13 protein-coding genes are annotated in these 16,670 nt (G+C 54.6%); 7 read left to right on the top strand and 6 right to left on the bottom strand.

Going from position 1 to position 16,670, the window contains the following annotated elements:
* The first annotated feature begins 38 nt into the window (after nucleotides 1-38).
* The 3 genes from B2344_RS14690 (at nucleotide 39) to B2344_RS14680 (ending at nucleotide 4,297) form a co-directional block, all read left to right on the top strand.
* Nucleotides 39-1,010: a glycosyltransferase family 2 protein gene (locus tag B2344_RS14690; protein ID WP_290485486.1), complete on the top strand. Its 972-nt coding sequence runs from the start codon at nucleotides 39-41 to the stop codon at nucleotides 1,008-1,010.
* Between the two features lie 198 nt (nucleotides 1,011-1,208).
* Entirely contained in the window at nucleotides 1,209-2,957 is a 1,749-nt protein-coding gene (locus tag B2344_RS14685; protein WP_290483015.1) for a type I secretion system permease/ATPase, read from the top strand.
* Nucleotides 2,954-4,297 (top strand): HlyD family type I secretion periplasmic adaptor subunit, encoded by a 1,344-nt coding sequence (locus tag B2344_RS14680; RefSeq protein WP_290485485.1) that lies wholly within the window; start codon nucleotides 2,954-2,956, stop codon nucleotides 4,295-4,297. The genes B2344_RS14685 and B2344_RS14680 overlap by 4 nt, the downstream gene beginning before the upstream one ends.
* A 9-nt stretch (nucleotides 4,298-4,306) precedes the next feature.
* On the opposite strand, the gene B2344_RS14675 is transcribed toward B2344_RS14680, so the two are convergent.
* The 3 genes from B2344_RS14675 to B2344_RS14665 form a co-directional block, all read right to left on the bottom strand.
* Entirely contained in the window at nucleotides 4,307-5,536 is a 1,230-nt protein-coding gene (locus B2344_RS14675) for an acyltransferase family protein (protein WP_206990702.1), read from the bottom strand.
* A 63-nt stretch (nucleotides 5,537-5,599) separates the two neighbouring features.
* Nucleotides 5,600-6,043: a hypothetical protein gene (locus B2344_RS14670; RefSeq protein ID WP_206990701.1), complete on the bottom strand. Its 444-nt coding sequence runs from the start codon at nucleotides 6,041-6,043 to the stop codon at nucleotides 5,600-5,602.
* The gene (locus B2344_RS14665; protein WP_290502204.1) at nucleotides 6,040-7,500 is read right to left on the bottom strand and encodes a GMC oxidoreductase; all 1,461 of its coding nucleotides are present in this window, start codon (nucleotides 7,498-7,500) and stop codon (nucleotides 6,040-6,042) included. Before B2344_RS14665 ends, B2344_RS14670 begins: the two co-directional genes overlap by 4 nt.
* 429 nt (nucleotides 7,501-7,929) lie before the next feature.
* On the opposite strand from B2344_RS14665, the gene B2344_RS14660 reads away from it, so the two are divergent.
* From B2344_RS14660 to B2344_RS14645, 4 genes are all read left to right on the top strand, one after another.
* Entirely contained in the window at nucleotides 7,930-9,465 is a 1,536-nt protein-coding gene (locus B2344_RS14660; protein ID WP_290485483.1) for a lipopolysaccharide biosynthesis protein, read from the top strand.
* Nucleotides 9,462-10,481: a hypothetical protein gene (locus B2344_RS14655; protein ID WP_290479605.1), complete on the top strand. Its 1,020-nt coding sequence runs from the start codon at nucleotides 9,462-9,464 to the stop codon at nucleotides 10,479-10,481. The genes B2344_RS14660 and B2344_RS14655 overlap by 4 nt, the downstream gene beginning before the upstream one ends.
* Nucleotides 10,482-10,706: 225 nt before the next feature.
* Nucleotides 10,707-12,419: a hypothetical protein gene (locus B2344_RS14650; protein WP_290479604.1), complete on the top strand. Its 1,713-nt coding sequence runs from the start codon at nucleotides 10,707-10,709 to the stop codon at nucleotides 12,417-12,419.
* An 11-nt stretch (nucleotides 12,420-12,430) separates the two neighbouring features.
* Nucleotides 12,431-12,817 (top strand): DCC1-like thiol-disulfide oxidoreductase family protein, encoded by a 387-nt coding sequence (locus tag B2344_RS14645; RefSeq protein ID WP_206990696.1) that lies wholly within the window; start codon nucleotides 12,431-12,433, stop codon nucleotides 12,815-12,817.
* A gap of 41 nt (nucleotides 12,818-12,858) precedes the next feature.
* On the opposite strand, the gene B2344_RS14640 is transcribed toward B2344_RS14645, so the two are convergent.
* The 3 genes from B2344_RS14640 to B2344_RS14630 form a co-directional block, all read right to left on the bottom strand.
* Nucleotides 12,859-13,959, bottom strand: coding sequence for a glycosyltransferase (locus B2344_RS14640; protein WP_290485482.1), 1,101 nt, complete (start codon nucleotides 13,957-13,959; stop codon nucleotides 12,859-12,861).
* A gap of 25 nt (nucleotides 13,960-13,984) precedes the next feature.
* Complete coding sequence (locus tag B2344_RS14635) at nucleotides 13,985-15,055, bottom strand: glycosyltransferase (RefSeq protein WP_290483009.1); 1,071 nt, start codon at nucleotides 15,053-15,055, stop codon at nucleotides 13,985-13,987.
* A 43-nt stretch (nucleotides 15,056-15,098) separates the two neighbouring features.
* Nucleotides 15,099-16,670 (bottom strand): hypothetical protein (locus B2344_RS14630; RefSeq protein WP_290485481.1); only part of this gene is annotated, 1,572 nt, incomplete at its 5' end.

Here is a 16,670-nt window from a genome sequence, read left to right as displayed (position 1 = left end):
TGAAGATTTTCAAGGGTTTAGATATGGAGGCAAGACCAATGCTTGATGAAAACAAGATTGCGATTGTTATTCCCCTCTACAATGACGCCCCCAATATTGAACGTGCCATTCGTAGTGCCGTCGAACAGAAGGTTCCGGACACTGTTGCGGTTGAGGTGATCGTCGTGGACGATTGTTCTTCAGACGAGGGACCAGAGATCGCCAAGCGAATGGCGCGGACAATTCCGAATCTTACATTTGTCCAGCAGGCTCAGAATTCCGGGCCGTCGGCCGCTCGAAATTGCGCGATACGGCAAACAGATGCGGCCTGGTTCACGCCGCTCGATAGTGATGATTTCATGTTGCCGACGCGCATTGCCGGCCTGCTGGACGAAGCGCGCACGAGAGATCTCGACTGGGTGGCAGACAATCTCCTGATGAGTTCCGAGGACACTCCGGAAGAGGTCGAGCGTGTCTTGTGGCCCGATAAGCCGGAAGGGGCCGTCCGGTTGACGACTGAGTTGTTCGTCAAACAATCCTACGATGTAGACATTGAGCGGTCGGAACTCGGCTTCATCAAGCCCCTGATCAATCGGCGCTGTCTTGGCGACGCCTCGCGACCTTACAGAGACCAGTTGAGGTTCGGCGAAGACTTTGAATTGTATACGCGGTTACTGATGTCAGGTGCCAAGGCGGATCTTGTCGATCCCGAGGGCTATTACCTTGTTCGCCGGAGAGGATCAGCTTCCCATTCCCAGTCGGGCAGGGATCATCAGCGCTTGGTTGAAATCAGTCGGGAAATGCTGAATTATCCGAGCCTGACGCGTACGGACCGGCGCGCGCTTCTGGGTCACTTGAGATACTCGGAAAGAGAGCTGGCCTGGTGGACAATGATCGAGGCTGTTCGCGAAAGAAATCCAGCCAAAGCCATCAGAGCTCTGGTGATTTCACCATTGGCAACGCTTCACGTCATCGGGAATCTTGCAAGACAGGCCGGCGCGCGCGTGAGTTCACGAACTCCGACAGCGTAAAAATTAAGTAACATCTCCGAGAAGTCGTTGTTTTCAAAGGCTTGGTAAATAGAGATTCAACCAAATTCCATGTATGGTGAATAGTGCCTGGAAACTCGCGCATTCGTGCGAACCGGTGGGCACAAGATCAGCGAGACGGTGCATGTCTGCTTGATAGAGCGCTGACGTGACGACGTCTCGCACGGAAGAGGTGGATGCGTGTCCAATCAAAGACCGAACCAGTTGGGTCATGAAGAAACCCTGATCGAGACGGCGCGGAAATCCCGCAGGGCTATTCTCGCAGTCGGGGGCTTCAGTGTTGCCCTTAATGTGTTGATGCTGGCAGGTCCGCTTTACATGCTGCAGGTTTACGACCGGGTGCTGGTCAGTGGTTCCCTGCAAACGCTGATCGCGCTTACAGCTTTAATCGCCGTATTGTTCATTGGATACGCGCTTATTGATGCGATCCGGTCGTCGATGCTGGTTCATGTGGCTGCCCGGATTGAGCGTGAAATGGCCCCTTTGGTTTTCGATGCCATTCATCGTCGATCACTCCAGGATTCAGGTGCCAAGGACGGTCGGGCAATGAAAGACCTGGCGGAACTTCGGCAATTCATGGCTGGCCCGACGGTCAAGGCGGCTTTTGACCTGCCACTGGCGCCACTCTATTTTTTGATCCTCTTCCTCATGCACTGGACGCTCGGTGTACTGGCCCTGATTGGTTCAGCCGTGATTTTTGCGCTGGCTCTATATACTCAAAAGGCAAGCGAAGCCTCGTTGCTCACCTCTGGTGAAGTCAGCAATACGGGCGCTGTCTTCGCCCAGAATGCATGGCGCAGTTCTGAATCGGTTCACGCGCTGGGTATGCAAAAGACTGTCCGTGACAAATGGGTTGATGCCACCACCGAAGCGGATGCCACAGCTATTCGAACATCTGACACAATCAATACCGCCGCCGCCGCCACACGTGCTTTCCGGATGTTTTTGCAATCCGCCTTGCTTGGTGCGGGCGCCGTGCTCGCCATTGCTGGTGTTGCAACGCCAGGTGTGATCATCGCAGGCTCTATCATCGGCGCGCGGGCCATTACTCCAATTGAGCAAATAGTTTCGCAATGGCGTTCGATTGTTCGTGCCAGGGCCGCGCGAAAACGGCTTGCGTCTTTAACGGGCGCTACCGAGCAGAAGGCAGCGCCGATGACCCTTCCGGCCATCACCGGGAAGCTGTTGGTAGAGAATGTATTCGCAGCCTTGCCAGGCCAGCAAAAACCTTTTCTTCAAGCAATCTCGTTCTCGGTTGAGCCGGGCGAGATTGTCGGTGTGATCGGAGCGAGTGGCTCGGGCAAGACGACCTTGGCCAGGGTGTTGACCGGAGTCTGGCCCTATGCGCTTGGGGCAGTGCGACTTGATGGCGCCGAGATCAAGGAGTACCAGCCGGACCAGTTGGGACAACAGCTTGGCTACTTGCCGCAGGCGGTCGAACTTTTACCCGGTACCATCAGTGAGAATATTGCCCGCCTTCGTCCAAACGCCGACCCAGAAAAAATCGTGGCTGCGGCCAAACGTGCGAACGCCCACGACATGATCCAGTCTTTTGCAGATGGCTACAACACTGAGTTGGGTATTGGTGGCGAACGTCTTTCGGCCGGTCAACGCCAACGTATTGGGTTGGCGCGCGCCTTGTTCTCTGATCCCAAGCTGGTGATCCTGGATGAGCCGAATGCCAATCTCGACCATGAGGGCGATGAGGCGCTGAATGACACACTCAAGCTGCTCAAGGATGAGAAGGTGGCTGTTGTGATAATCGGACACCGCCCAACCACGCTGCGCCATGTCGACAAAATAGTGTTGATGCATGAGGGCAAAGTGCAGGCGCTCGGGCCGCGAGATGAAATTCTGTCGAAGGTTCTGCGAACTCAGAAGCGGTCCGCTACTGGCATCAAGCTGATAGAGAAGGGCAAGACGCAATGACCACGGGTCCGATCGTATTCGAGGATAGCGACCGTCTGACGCTGATCGACCTGGGCCTGCGTAGGCTCATGGTACAGGGCCTTGTAGTAGTTGGTGTGTTGTTTGGTGGCTTGTTCATCTGGTCGGCGGTCGTGCCACTCGAAAGCGCCGTTGTCGCGCCGGGCACGGTGCAGGTTTCGGGTGCCAACAAGACGGTCCAGCATCTGGAAGGTGGGATCGTGAAGGAGATCCTGGTCGCGGATGGAGATACTGTTGAAATCGGCCAGCCACTGATCCGCCTGGATACTTCCGGTGTTGCGGCCTCTCTTGCCAGCCTTGAGGCCCAATTGTTCACCCTGGCAGGAGAAGAGGCGAGGTTGCTGTCGGAGCGGGAAGGAGGTGACGTCGTTGTCCGGACCCCCACAATCGAATTTCTGGAAACTCTAGAGGACGGCAAGCGACGCGTGGCGCGCGTTATTGCAACTCAGCAGGCCATCTTGGACACGCGTACTCAAGCACTCGAAACCGATGTCCAATTGCTCTCATACAAAATAGATCAACAGGGTGAACGCGTTGCGGGCCTGAAAGACCTCATGAGTTCGAATTCCCAACAGATATTGATCCTTGAAGACGAGCTTAACGGGCTTGAGGCATTGTTCGAAAGAGGGCACGCGCCAAAGAGCCGAATGCTGGCGCTAAAGCGCGAGAAGGAACGTCTTGCTGGCCAACAAGCGTCTCATAGAGCGGAGATCGCTCAGATACGTACGGCGATGGCGGAAGGCCGGCTGCAGATATCGAGATTGGAAACCGATACGCGTGAGACTGTGCTGACTCAGTTGAAAGAGATCCAGTTGGGTATTGAAGACCTTATGGAACGTCGCCAGTACGCGGCTGACCAATTGGCTCGTACTGAAATTGTTGCGCCTTATGCAGGGCAGGTTTTTGGTGTGAATGTGCATGCGGTCAATGGCGTGATTGGTGCGGGCGCGCCTTTGCTATCCATCGTCCCGGATGAGGAGGAGTTGGTGATGATCGTCCGAATATCCCCAAGCGAAATCGACCGGGTGCAGAATGGGGATTCCGTGCGGATACGCTTTCCCTCGCTCAATGCGTCTCGTACGCCCGAAGTCAGAGGCACTCTGAAGACCGTGTCGGCTGATGTCCTGGTCGAACAGGATGGCATCGCGCCGTATTACCGCGCTGTCGTCGAGCTGACTGAGCAGGAGAAAGAGCGCGTCGGCACCGAGCTGACGCCCGGTATGCAAGCGAACGCCATGATCCAGACAGGTCAGCGCACGGCTCTGTCATACTTGACCAAGCCACTTGCAGACTTCACGGCCGTATCGTTCAAAGAAGAATAGGCGAGCATTTCAGGGCGTCTCGACAGCGGGCCGGGTGTTTGCCGCCGACAGTTCTGCGGTCTTGTCAGCCGATTGAATTTGCTTGGAATATTTTCTTCCGAGGTCCTGCAGCGGGCGTTCGAGATAGTGATAGCTCAGCGTTGCAAGCGGAATGGTCACTGCCAGCGTCAAGGCTGCAATGAACGCCATCATGGCAAGTGCAGAGACAGGTGAAGGATCGGCACCAAGCATCGGCCCAAGCAATTCTGCGAATGCGAACAAGATGATGAAATGCAAGAGGTACAGCCCGTAGGAGATATCTCCGAGGAAGACGAGCTTCTTGGAGGCCAGCCAGCCTTCACTACGACCATAAAAAGTTATGGTGACAAGAAATGTTGCGGCAAGAGATACGACCAGAACAGAAGACGGGTCCACGTGAACCCATGGCCGGAAAATCCGCTGGACGAACATGCCAGCGAAAAGTGCACCGGCAATGAGAAGGTAGCGAAACCATTTCGGAAACCGAAAATATAGGTCGGCGACCATGCGTCCATAGTTCGGTATCAGAGCACCCAGAAAGAATGCGATCAGATAGACATTCACATGGCCGATGTGCAGCGGTGCGTACATTAGCGCCACCAGCACAACAAGCGTAGCGGCTATAAGGGCCGGCCGACGCGTCAGAACGACAAACAAAGGCATCAAAAATGATGCAATGATCTCTGTCCGGATGGTCCACGCCGGAGAGTTCAGGCTATTGGAGTAGCCGACGGCATTGAGAAGCGTTTCTATGAGACCGGGGTCCTGGTTGAAATATCCATTCATCCAGCTCGTGGCCCCAGCCGTGGGCGCATCACTGAAATACAGCCAGTGCATGGCCGCAGCAAACAATGTCACCGCGATCAGTAGCGGATACAGGCGAAAGAGACGTCGAACATAATAGCCAGCCAGATGAGCAAGTCCTTTGCCCTTCGACCGGCGCAGGGAAAGCGTGAGAACTGTCCCGCTCAACACGAAGAAGAGAACAACTGCGGCAGGTCCGTTGAAAAATCCGATCAGGCCGTGAACCAGCATGTGGAACGGTTCAGAAAAATTGAGACCGTGCCGTTGCGGTGTATCCAGTCCAGAAACCTTGAACAACAGGAATGCATGATAAATCACGACGAAAGAGGCGGCAGTGCCTCTCAGGCTCGCAAGACTGTTTGAGAACGTCACCTGCTCAGACGAAGAAGGATTTGGGAGAATTGGTTGTGAAGTCATAACGCAAATCTTTTCAAGGTATTGTGCAAGCACCGCATGAGCGCCAGCATACAGGTGCCTGCCCTAGGCAAACTCGGCATATGGATTGAAGCAAGCCGTCATGGAGCCGAGATAGGTCGTGGGTTCAGTGGCGGGCTCATCAAGCAACGTATAGTCGGTGCGCACGATAAAGGCGGTGAGCAGGGCGCGTTCGAAATCGGCTTGATGATCAGACAATTTCGGAATTCCGCCCCCGGATACAGTTGATCCGAGCCCAATCAATTCCAGTCCGCGCAGCGTGGCCGACTTGATGAAGGAAGGTGCAGCCTCAGCCTCCCGAAAGTCTCGTACGAAGGTCTCAAATTCCGCTTTGTCCATTTTGAACGGACCGACCAGCCGTCTCAGCGTGCGCCGGATATGCCCCTGATCGGTCGTCAGCAGAACCGTGCCAGCCCCAGCTGCTGCCGCTACGCCAACGCCGCCTAAAATCATGGCCCGGCGAGAAAGTGAGAGTCTGTTCCGGGTCATATGGTCACCTTCGCAGTCAGCTTTTCAGCTGCCCTCAAGCTGAGAGCGGCAACGGTCAGGCTGGGGTTGCCGGTTCCACATGTTGGGAACACAGACGAGCCGACCACAATGAGATTTCGGTATTTGTGGTGAATGAGATCTCCATCCACCACGGAGCTTGCCGGATCGGACCCCATGCGCATCGTGCTTTGCAGATGCGACTCCGTCCGGCGTATCCGGCGGAACACAACCTCTTCTACGGGTAGGGGTTGAAGGATCTCGTCCAAACCGTCGATGGCTGCCTGCAAACCTTTCTTGGCGTAGTCGCTGGCGCCCATGAAGTGAACGATTGGCTCTCCGTTCTCGCCGAGTTCGACGCGATTTCCGTCTTCAAGCATCTCTTCGACAACGATAGAGATTGGAAGCGTCTGCCGCCATTTCGAGCGCTCTGTCCGAAGGCCAAACTTCCAACGATTTTCAAAGTAGATAAGCGCTGCGCCGCGATCGGCGCGGAAGTCGCCATCTGCGAAACTATAGTCCAAGCCAGTCGTGATAGTGGAACCGTCGAAATTCTCCATACCATCCAGCAGGATTTCTAGATCAGCCCCATAAGTCTCGTTTAGGCCGGCACCGGTCAGCGCATCGGCCATTCCAGATGCCTGCATTATAGCAGGGCTATGAATGGCATTTGCGCCGAGTACAAACACGTCTCCGGTAACCGAGAATGTCTTTCCCGCGGACTCGAAACTCGCGCTCTTTACCGTATTATTCGTCGAGTCAAAGCTGGTGACGCGGCTGTTCAGGATCACCGTCACGCGATGGTCGTTATACACATCCATCAGGCCGTTCTGGGCCGTGAACTTCGCATCGGCCGGGCAAATCATGCATCGCAAGGAGGCGCAGCAGGGGCCGCGTCCTTCCGTGGCAACTCGGGCACGAGCAGTGGGAATAATAAAGTGTGTGTCGGGTCGCGCCGCCTTCATCACCTGATCGGGCGTAGAAGGATGATGCGGTGGTTGTGGAAACGGTTTCGAACGTGGCGCGATGCCGTGCATGTCCGGATCGCCTGAAACCGACATGATGGTTTCTGCATCGCAATAGTAGGGTTCCAGCTCATCATAGCTGACAGGCCAGTCCTGGCCGACGCCGTACTTGGACTTCAGCCGGAAATCATTTGGCAGAAATCTGGGCGATTGGGCGAACCAGCAATTCGTCCCGCCGCCAAACCCGATGGTGAAGTTCCACGGCTTGTCGCTGTCGGAACGATAAGTCGTTGCCCGGTCGATCGAGCTGTTCCGGTTTTCGTTCACTTGCCACGAATGGGCATTATAATCCCCGCGTTCGATGACGAGCACTCGACCGGTTATTGTCTGCAGTAATTTCGACAGAAAGAAACCGGAGCCAAAGCCGGAGCCGACCACGACAAAGTCGTAATGCTGTGAATTCACAGTTTCCGGCTGTGCCAGATTTTTTAGCATGACCCCACCTTTGATCCCCATTCATGCAGCGCTGCAGCATGGGTCTGAAAAGAGACCCGATAGCGCCGGTATTCTTTATTCATCTGGCGCTATATTTGCAATTCGCATGCTAGAGGGGATCGTCCCCAAATAGTCAGGCTCACCATCTAACATTTCTACACGGGGGCGTCTCCCGAAACCCGGGCGTGTTCGCGCCGGAAACTTGGGACATGACCGAAAAAGGGGAATTGAGGCAAGGCAAGCGCCATGGGTGCACAACAAGCGAGCATTCCAATGACGAGCGCAATGAAAATCAACCGGATCAAATTATCAAAATCTAGATAGAGATCCGGCAGTGACGTCCTTGTACTATTAACCAGCCAGAATTTCGCACTGTAGCAGCCTGCAACAGAATTGAGAACGAGCCAGAGAAAGCCTCCATTTCAGAACATGTCCAAGAACGACACGCCTCCCGAGGATGACGAACTCAATAATATCAATACGACTGCGGCGGGCCTGGCGAGTGGAGCTGCGATCACCGGCGTCGCTCAGGGCTTTCGAGTTGTGCTGGGGTTTGTTCAGGGTATCGTCTTGGCGCGCCTGTTGCTGCCGGCTGACTTCGGTCTCGTTGCCATGGTTGCGCCCGCCGTCGCCTTCGCGGCCATGGTCAAGGAACTCGGTCTGAACCAGGCGACGGTACAGCGAGACCAGATATCGCAGCAGATTGTGAGCAATCTTTTCTGGCTCAGCGTTTCGATGAGCATTTTGCTGGCCGTCATCATGGCGGCGTGTGCGCCTTTGCTTGCCGATTTCTATGGAGAGCCTGAAGTCCAGGCGCTCGCGGTCGCGTATGCTGCAACGATCGTGGTCTGGGGCCTGCAATCCCAGCCGGCCGCCTTGTTGGCTCGCAAGCTCGCGTTCAAGACCATCGCGATCATCGAGGTCGTTTCGTTGCTCGCCGGGTTCATTGTCGCGGTCGCAACCGCCTATCTGACCCGAAGCTATTGGGCGCTCTTCTACGGCACGATTGTTACGGCGGCTGTTTCCACACTCGCCAGCTGGATGGCCAGCAAGTTCAAGCCGATGAAGATAGGCAGTGCGGAGGGCATGAAGGAAATGATCGGGTTCGGCTCCAGTATCGCCGGATTTGACCTTCTCAACTTTGCCTCACGAAATGCCGACAATATTCTAATCGCGCGCTTTCATGATGCGGTCGAACTCGGTCTCTATGACCGGGCCTACAAGCTTCTGCTCTTCCCATTGCAGAAAATTACTTATCCGCTCTCCAGGGTGATGGTGCCGTTCCTTTCTCGTAATGTGAACCAGCCTGAGCGCTACAAGCGTGCTTACTTTGTGGCCGTCACCATTATTCTTGTTGCCGCGCAGCCGGGCGTTCTGGTCGGCATACTGTTCGCCGACGAAATTTTCCTCGTCCTGCTGGGCAAGGAGTGGGTGCCGGCGGCGCCAGTTTTCATGTGGCTCGGAATTGCTGGTCTTGTTCAGGTCATGACCTCGACCATGGGTTGGCTGTTCGTCAGCCAGGGGCGAGGCAAGCACTATCTCATGGTCGGCGCCGTTACTGCCGTGATTTCCATAACCTCCTTCGTTGTGGGATTGCCCCAAGGGGCCGTAGGCGTGGCTGCGGCGTATGCCATTGGCGATCTAGTGTTCAAGACGCCTTATGTCTGGTTCATGGCATCCCGCAATGGGACCGTCAGGTTCGGAGATTTCGTGCGTCTGCTCATGCCGCACCTGTTGGCGTTGGCAGTCGCAGCTGCTGCACTTTATTTCACGGGGCAGTCGTTCCAGCAGATCGGCTTTTTACAAATTGGCCTGCTTCTGGCGCTCTCTTATGGCATATACCTTGCTGTTCTGACCTTGTTCAAAGAAAAGGTTTCGATGGCGCGAGAACTGCTTGAAATGGTCTGGAACAGCATTCAGTCCAAGCGACAGGCTCGAGCGGCTCAAAAGGGAATGCAGGAATGAACTATCGCTCTCTCGCAGATATGTATGACGCCATAACGATGGGGCTTGGCCGGTTGCCGGACAACATCGATCTAATCGTGGGCGTTCCGCGCAGCGGCTTGATTCCGGCGAACTTCCTTGGCCTTTTGCTGAACCTGCCCATCACGGATGTTGAAGGTTTGATTGAGGGGCGCGTCATGGCTTCGGGACGCACGCGTCGCGGTGCGGCGGTGAACAAGACCTTCGCCGAGATGAAGAATGTGCTGGTGATTGATGACAGCGTGTTCCACGGCAATTCCATTCGCGCTGTAAAGGAGCGGCTGGATGTCGAACTTGAAGGATACAATCTGACGTATTGTGCCGTTTTCGGTCCCAAGATGACGCACCCGGATATCGACATTGTTCTGGACGCTGTACCCCAGCCGCGAATTTTTCAATGGAACCTCTTCCACCACGGCCTGCTTAAGGAATGCTGCATCGATATTGATGGCGTCCTTTGCCTGGACCCCACGGCCCAGCAAAATGATGACGGCGACCGCTATCGCGAATTTATCCTCAACGCGATACCGCTGAATCGTCCGACAAAGCCATTAGGCCATCTGGTAACGAGCCGACTTGAAAAGTATCGCCCGGAAACGGAAGCTTGGCTCGAGAAGTGGGGCATCCAGTACGAGTCGCTCAACATGCTAGACCTGCCAAACAAGGAGGCCCGCCAGAAAGCAAAGGCGCATGGGTCGTTCAAGGCGGAAGTCTATCGCAACAAGAACAGCATTATGTTCATTGAAAGCGAACACGATCAAGCGGTTGAAATCGCCCGTCTATCTGGCAAGCCAGCGCTATGCATTGAGACGCAGCAAATGCATATGCCTGCCAGCGGTGATCTGCGCACAATTCAGCAATCCATGAAAGGGTTGCCTCGGCGGATTGTGCTTCAGAAGACGCCCTTGTCAAACAAACAGTCGATGAAGAATTTTGTTCGTTCAATTGTGGGCGACAGAGGATACGCGCTCATGAAGAAGGCGTCGGGTAGATCCTGACGCAAATCCCTTCGTTAGCGTTATCGTTTCAGAGTTTTTTTAAGATGAATACGGACTAATACTTATTTCGCTGAAGCGATCAGTAGTAATTATCAATAAAAACTAGTCTGACCGGGCCGGTTTTCCATTCCGATAAACTCTTCGGCGTGTTAAATGGTCGTAATGTATATTTCTGTTTCCGGGTAGAGGAACGCTGCTTCGGAGACCTAGTGGGGTGACAATAAAATGGCAGGGCTACGGTGGGCAACACTCGGGCATAGATCCAACCTATCCGACGATGACAATCTGACACCAATCATCAAGTTTGGGACAATCGGCATCATTGTGCTGGCAAGCTTGTTGCTGGTTCCGATTTTCAACTTCATTGCCAATTATTCGGCCGCTTGGCACCCTGAACGCGCGCTTGCGATTTACATTGCAATCGCAGTTTGCTGCGCGCTGGCTGCCATCATCAAGTATGATGATGTGCCAAAGTATCTTCGTATAATCATCAAGGGTCTCGCCCTCTTCCTCGGCTTTTACAGCCTGTGGTTGGGCGCGGATTTTTCGAGTGTAAACGAGAACGTTCAGAGCGGCGCTGGAAACTTTATTGTTGTCGTTCCATTCATTGTTTTCGCCGCCACGATTGCCGCCATGTTTCGGCCATCCCTGGCGCTGTTACCTCCCTTGTATCTATTGATCCACAAGGACCTGACACGGGTTCTGTCTGGCGCGAAGGAACTCGGTCGCAATGATTATGCGCCGCTTGTGGAAGTGCTTGTCTTCACGGCCGGTGCGGTTGTGGCGCTTGGCCTGTTCGTAAAAGCGGTAGAGATCGCCAAGCGGAAGCAGATTATCCCGGAGCGCTTTCACACGGGTATTCAGCAGGGCATCACCGCGTTGCCACTCATCATTCTTTGCATGGCGGTCGGCGCTCATCTGGGCAACTACTTCATGTCTGGCTTGGCGAAGATTCACCTTGATGGAGGTGTCTTTGCTTGGGTTTCTGACAATCCAACCAGTTCTCTGATGTTGGCTGGCTATAATGTCGGTGCCGCACCAGGGGCGTATGCGCCCGGGCTTTTCGGTTTTGCATATTCAGTTCTTCGCGCAGTCGAGCCGTATCTCAACGTCGTAACATTGGCGGCGCAGTTCTTGTGCTTCCTCGCTTTTTTGCGCGTGCGAACCATGTTGGCCTTCACCGTCTTCTTCGACATGATGCACATCGCAATCTTTCTGCTGACCGGCGCGTTGTTCGTTCCCTGGATTTTGTTGAACAGCCTTCTCGCATCGGCTTTTGTCGCGATGAAGATGGATCGACTTCCCAAGGAGGCGATCATTGCTGGCGTACTTGTCACGATCATGGGACATACAGTTTTCTACAATGCACGCCTTGGTTGGTATGATAGCCGGGAATTGCGAGATTCCTATTTCACCGCGATCACCGATACAGGTGAAGAGTACCGGGTCCCCAATAGCTTCTTCCGGCAGTCTTCTTATCTCATGTACACACGTAACTTTGGATATCGCGAGCATCGCGGACCGTCTCGTCACGTGCCGACGTCGCAATGGGGGCAGATTGGCATCGGCGTTCACTCGGACGAAATCGCCAATTACGATATCATGAAAGCTACCAAGACTTGCTCCTATCATTCACCGTACGAAAATGATGCGTCTATCGTCGATTTTGATGCCGGAGCCGCGTCGAGCTTCATCGGCTCTCATCACCAGATGATGCTGCAGCAGAAAATTAAATCGGGCAAAATGCCGTCTTACCACCTATATCCTCACCATCATTATTCCATGCCGGTGAGATACAAGGGGTTTGAAGCGCTGAATCTGGAAAACATCGCAGGCTATCGTTACAATGTCGAAACGGTGTGTCTCGACTGGCAAGATGGCGCATTCAAGCGAGATGTTCTGGTGAGCACAAAAACCGACATCATTCCGGTAAACTAGCGGCGATCAAAATGACTGAAAATGTAATCGTCTATGATGGTGAATGCCCGTTTTGTAGCCAGTATGTGAAGATGCTGCGGATACGCGAGTCGGTGGGGACTGTCCGTCTGATAGATGCCCGGTCGTCCGATGAAACGGCTATCTTCGCCCGCGGCAAGTACGATATGGATCAGGGTATGGCCGCGCGCATCGGTGGCGAATGGTATTATGGGGATGATTGCATCCACATATTGTCGATGATCAGCAGTCCTGTGACAGTGTTCAACAAGTTGAACGGCTGGGTATTTCGTAGCCCCAAGCGAGCACGCGTGCTTTATCCCGTTATGCGGAGCGGCCGCAATCTCGTTTTGCGTTTGCTGGGGCGGCGGAAGATCGGACAGTCACTCTCGGAAACCTGAGACCCGCAGAGCTGGTTTCTTTCACCTAACTGTCGTGTCTATCAGTTCGCTGTCGCAGCTGCTTCTGGTTCGGCGGTAAAAGCTGCCTTCGCGCGGTTGCACGCATCCAGAAGCGTGTCGATCTGGTGATCTTTGTTCAGGATATCACGCTTGGAATAATCACGCGTCTGTTGTTGCATGGCCGCATAGAATCCTTGGTCATCCCAAAGCTTCCTCACCGCCGTCACCCAGTCATCGATTGGTGCGTCCGGGCTGATCAGGATACCGCCCTCGCCAACAGATTCCGACAAGCCTCCAATTTTTGTGGCGACGCACGGAATGCCAGAGAAGTGAGCTTCTGATGCAATGCGCCCCCAGGCTTCCTGCCATTGGCTCGGGATGAGCAGGATCTTGGTTCTGGAATAGACTTTGCGCATATCATTGGTGCGCGGCTTCAGAGTCACATTTCCGCATTTTCGTGCCCACTCGACATTCTGTTTGCTGACATCTTCGGGAAGTGGCCAGCCTTCAACAAACTCGAACGGAATATCAGGGCAGCGTTCAGCGATCTGGAACGCAATATCGCGCCCTTTCTTGGGGTGTGGATTAATAAAGGAGACGACCTCTGGTGCATGATCGCAGGTATAGCGCTCGGCCATGAACATGGGCGGAATGGGTACCGCGTCTATGCCATACTTTTCCTTGTAAGCATCCGCAGTAAATTGGGAATTCGCAACATAGATTGTCGAAGCCGGGAGGTCGGCAGGGCTGGCTTCATACTTGTGGAATTCCACGTCTCGGACGTAGACTACGAGTGGAATGCCAAACTGGGCGAAATGCTTTGCGGTCTTGAAGGGCTTGCCCGCTGTGACAATCAATACGTCCGGCTTGGCTTGTTTCAGAACCGCGTCACCTTCTTCCCAGACAAACCATTTTCGATAAACAGGATACCCGGGTAGCTTGTCGCGCGTATACTTCATAGGCGTCAGCTTGAGCGCCGCCCGTACAAGGTAACCGAGCCGGTCTTTGTGGTAGAGGCCGGACAGTACTGAGACATCATGACCGCGTTTGATGATTTCCAGCGACAATTCATGCGTACTGGATTGTGATCCGCCTGCAATTTGCGGTGTATGCGGATGAGCAGTGACGAACAATAGGTTCATGGTGTGTCCTGTTCGGTAGGGCGGGTTACTGGTCGGCCAGGGACGTTGCACGTCCGAGCACCGCTTCCAGTGTATCGAGTTGATGATCGCGTTGCAGGGCAGGGCGCGCTGCATAGTCTAGTGAGGCCTGGACCAGTTGATCGTAATGAGCCTTATCGGTCCACAATCTCTTCAGGGCGCTTGACCAGGTTTCTTCAGGCTCTGACAAATCGATCAAAACCCCGCCGGGTCCTACAGATTCTGGCAATCCGCCTTGGGCCGATGCTACAACAGGAATTCCGTTGATATGAGCCTCAGCCGAAATGCGTCCAAAAGCCTCTTCCCATCGACTTGGGGCCAGCACAATCTTGGCTTCGGCATAGACCTGCTTCATGTCCTGGGTCCGGGCCTGAACCCGAACGTTTGGAAGAGTCGCCAGCGCGGAGTTGAGTTCGTCGAGGTCTTCCTTGGATAGGGTCCAGGTCATCTGGAACGTGAACGGGATCTCGGGACAGGCGCGGGCGCAATTCAGCGCGATGTCGAGTCCTTTGTGCTTGTGCGGATTCACAAACAGGACAGACTCACGCCGCGTTTCCGTCTGGTACATTTCTGGACGAATGAGAGGATAGATGATTTCCGACTTCACGCCGAATGCGTCATCGAACTTTCGCGCCGTGAATTCGGAATTTGCAATAAACTGGCAATCTGAAAACTCTTTGAGGTCTCCCCCCAAATCTTCGAATTCTACATTTCGCAGGTAGAAAACCAGCGGTACATTCCGGGATTTGAAGCCTTTCGCCAGCCGGGCTGGAAACCCTGATTGTAGAATCACGACGTCGGGTTTGAATGCGTCCACGACTTCGGATGTTGAATCCACAGGGTGCCAAGCACGATAAGTGGTGTAGCCGCACACGTCATCGCTGACGATCGTTCCAGACTTCACTTTCAACATTGTACGATGACGCAAGCCGAGCCAACCGTCTCCGGTCAGGCCTGAAAATACGTTGACGTTGTGCCCTCGAGCTCGCAATTCCAGAACGAGTTCATGCGTGCTGGATTGGGCGCCGCCCGCAATCTGCGGAATATAGGGGTGTGCGCTCGCAATGAGTATTCGCATATCGTGCTCTCGACTGTGCCAGACGAAATGATGAGTGCACGATTTACGCCAGAACTTCACCCGTCAATACATTTGCGACGGTCTCGGCAAGTTCTTCGGCGATGAGACCAAATCCTTCCACATTGAAGTGGATTCCATCGTCCATTTGCTCATCGACATCCGTGGTCGTCGCCCCGATATAAACGTTGTCGTAAAGTGATGCGATGTAGGCTTGGGCATCCCGGATAGCTGACAGCGCGCCTTCGGGGCCATCGAGCCAGGGGCCCAGCTCCGGAAAGTCACCCAATTCCTGAATGAAGACGGGGATGTCTGTGCCATACCGGTTCCAGAGATACTCGAACACGCTCGTCGTAGCGTCGATCAGAGCGTCGACAATTGAAGAAGTGTTGCTTCCATCAATCGCGCGCGCATCATCTTCGCCTTGTGCCCAGATAATGGCGTCGAGATCCTCGCCCGCATTGAGGGCTGCATCTATCTTTGAAACCGCGGTTAGCAGCGCTGGCCCCGGGGAATCTGTATCCACATTCCACCAATAACTATTGGCATCGGCCAGTGGGTTGGAGCCGCTGCCGCCTTTGGCGGCGTTGATCAGCGTGGTGTCACCATTGAGATAGGCCTCGATGGAGTCCTCGAACACAACCGATCCGATATCGCCTGGGCTCTCGTCATCCTTGTGGCGATAGAAGTACCGCTCGGCGTTCGACTGACCGGTGAAGGCGATATAATCGTAATCTTCCGGGTTGAGTGTGTGAGAAATTGGGGCGATTGAATCGTCTTCGACGATTTCAATCCAGTCGATCCGGGCCTTCTCGCCTGAATCATAGACCGCTTCCACGGAGATTTGGTCGCCGGTTTCGAGAGCGACCGAAGCTTCATGAATATTGAACACATCATTATCTGCATCTGCCAGCCAGCTTGTGATGACCTGGCCGTTTACTTTGATCTGATAGGCCGAGACTCCGTCGCTCTCATCAAGATGGGATAGGCGAACCAGATAGTCGCCGTCAGCACCTGTGAACTGTCCCTCGGCGACGCTGGTGGTTGCGCCATCTTCCGCGCGTATAACGGCGTCGTTCGAAGCGGTCGAACGGGATTCCGTGATGAACCCATCAGTGAGGATCAGGTCTTCTGCCTCTGTGCGGCCAAGTCCAATATCCGCTGCTGGTGGTGGCGGCGGAGGCGGCAGCAAGGATGCATCGGTTACGGTTATGGTGTCTATACGTGCATATTCACCGGCATTCTTGGAGCCCTCGATCGTAATCACGTCGCCCGCGTTGAGGTCGAGCTGGAAGGCGTGCGTGTCGATGACCCATCCACTGGAGCCACCTGCGCCGGTCCATGTCTCGACCTCGACGCCGTTGACGTAGACTGCGAACTCTGACGCGCCGTCATTCTCGTTGAAGAAGTTGACGGCAAATTCGTAGGTGCCGTCTTCGCCGGTGAAGGCGCCTGTCGCGGTGCCGGTGCCGGTCGACTTGATAGCCTGCCCGCCGGACGCATTTGCGTTGTCCTCGATCTCATAGTCGCCGCCGAGCGTGAGAACTTCAGCTTCGGTCTCGCCGACTGCAATCTCGCCTGGAGGCGGCGGGGGCGGTGGAGGCGGAGGAGGTGGCGG

Source organism: Hyphomonas sp. UBA3195 (genome assembly GCF_002366485.1).
Lineage (GTDB): Bacteria > Pseudomonadota > Alphaproteobacteria > Caulobacterales > Hyphomonadaceae > Hyphomonas.
Note: the sequence above shows the minus strand (reverse complement) of the source record. Positions and strands in the feature narration are given on the sequence as shown.